This window comes from Novosphingobium olei, assembly GCF_012927405.1.
GTDB classification, from domain to species: Bacteria; Pseudomonadota; Alphaproteobacteria; order Sphingomonadales; family Sphingomonadaceae; genus Novosphingobium; species Novosphingobium olei.
Window position 1 is genome coordinate 1 of the sequence record NZ_JABBGM010000040.1, and the last position, 1,790, is coordinate 1,790.

2 protein-coding genes are annotated in these 1,790 nt (G+C 60.1%); both read left to right on the forward strand.

The genetic code is table 11. The features are described from left to right. A partial coding sequence (locus HHL27_RS22135) for a transposase (RefSeq protein WP_169495522.1) occupies positions 1 to 930 on the forward strand: 930 nt, incomplete at its 5' end. Continuing rightward, the gene (gene istB / locus HHL27_RS22140; RefSeq protein ID WP_136955033.1) at positions 920 to 1,687 is read left to right on the forward strand and encodes an IS21-like element helper ATPase IstB; all 768 of its coding nucleotides are present in this window, start codon (positions 920 to 922) and stop codon (positions 1,685 to 1,687) included. The genes HHL27_RS22135 and istB, both read left to right, overlap by 11 nt. The last annotated feature ends 103 nt before the right edge of the window (positions 1,688 to 1,790 follow it).

The window sequence follows — 1,790 nt, forward strand, 5'->3', positions numbered from 1 at the left end:
AACATGAAAACCGCAGTCGACAAGATTGGCCGCGGCAAGGCCCGACAGGTGAACGCACGCTTTGCCGCGCTTGCCAGCCACTATCTGTTCGAGACGGATTTCTGCAATCCAGCCTCAGGCTGGGAGAAGGGGCAGGTCGAGAAGAACGTCCAGGACGCTCGCCACCGCTTGTGGCAGCCAATGCCTCACTTCCCGGATCTCGCAACACTCAATGTCTGGCTTGAAGAGCAATGCATCGCACAGTGGGCCAACATCCATCACGGCGGCCTGCCCGGCACCATCGCAGATGTACACGCCGAGGAGGTGGCCAGCCTGATGCCCATGGGGCGACCCTTTGATGGCTTCGTCGAGCAAACCAAGCGTGTGTCACCCACTTGCCTGATTGCCTTCGAACGCAATCGTTACAGCGTGCCAGCCTCCTTCGCCAATCGGCCCGTCAGTCTGCGTGTGTACCCCGAACGGCTCGTCATTGTCGCGGAAGGGCAGGTCCTGTGTGAACACGAGCGGATCATTGATCGGTCCCATCATAGGTCCGGGCGTACGATCTATGACTGGCGGCACTATCTGGCCGTTGTTCAGCGCAAGCCGGGGGCCTTGCGCAATGGCGCCCCATTCCTGGAGATGCCCGAAGCCTTCCGGCAACTACAGGTAAGGCTGCTCAAGCGGCCTGGCGGAGACAAGGAAATGGTCGAGATCCTGTCCCTTGTCCTGCACCATGACGAACAGGCTGTCCTGCGCGCTGTTGAACTTGCCCTCGAGGACGGGGTCGCAACCAAAACCCATGTTCTCAATATCCTGCATCGCCTGATCGATGGGAAGGCACCACCGGCTCCCCCGATCGATGCTCCACAAGCCTTGCGCCTCGGCAAGGAGCCCAAAGCCGATGTTGGCCGCTACGACACGCTGAGGGAGTTGCGCCATGCGTCATGATCCTGCCAGCGCTGCTGTGGTCGTAATGCTCCGCGGCCTCAAGATGTATGGCATGGCCCAAGCCGTTAGCGACCTGATCGAGCAAGGGGCCCCGGCGTTCGAGGCGACCGTGCCGACACTGTCCCAGTTGCTCAAGGCAGAAATGGCCGAGCGCGAGGTCCGCTCGATCGCCTATCAGATCAAGGCTGCTCGCTTCCCGGCATACAAGGACCTGGCCGGATTCGATTTTGCCGCCAGCGAGGTCAATGAGGCATTGGTACGTCAGCTCCACCGCGGCGACTTCATGGACAGTGCCGACAATGTTGTGCTGATTGGCGGCCCTGGCACCGGCAAGAGCCACATGGCCACCGCTCTTGGCGTCCAGGCCGTCGAGCACCATCGCAGGAAAGTGCGCTTCTTTGCCACTGTCGATCTGGTCAATGCGCTTGAACAGGAAAAGGCGGCCAACAGGGCTGGCCAGATTGCCGAGCGGCTGCTCAAGCTCGATCTCATCATCCTGGATGAACTGGGATATCTGCCGTTCAGCCCGTCAGGCGGCGCCCTGCTATTCCATCTGCTCAGCAAACTCTACGAGCGCACCAGCGTCGTGATCACAACCAACCTCAGCTTCAGCGAATGGTCTGGCGTCTTCGGCGATGCCAAGATGACCACAGCTTTGCTCGATCGCCTCACCCATCATTGCCACATCCTCGAGACAGGCAATGACAGCTTCCGCTTCAGGGCCAGCTCCGCCGCACCCAAATCCAGAAAGGGATAAACCCGACTCTTGACCGTGCCCCTCTTGGGCAGCACATAACCCACACCCACCCGGGTCAATTCTCAGTGATAATCCCGGGTCAATCCTCAGCGCTACTCAACAC

Coding starts and splice junctions, on each gene's coding strand:
- istB (WP_136955033.1), top strand. CDS start 920: ATGCGTCATGATCCTGCCAGCGCTGCTGTGGTCGTAATGCTCCGCGGC.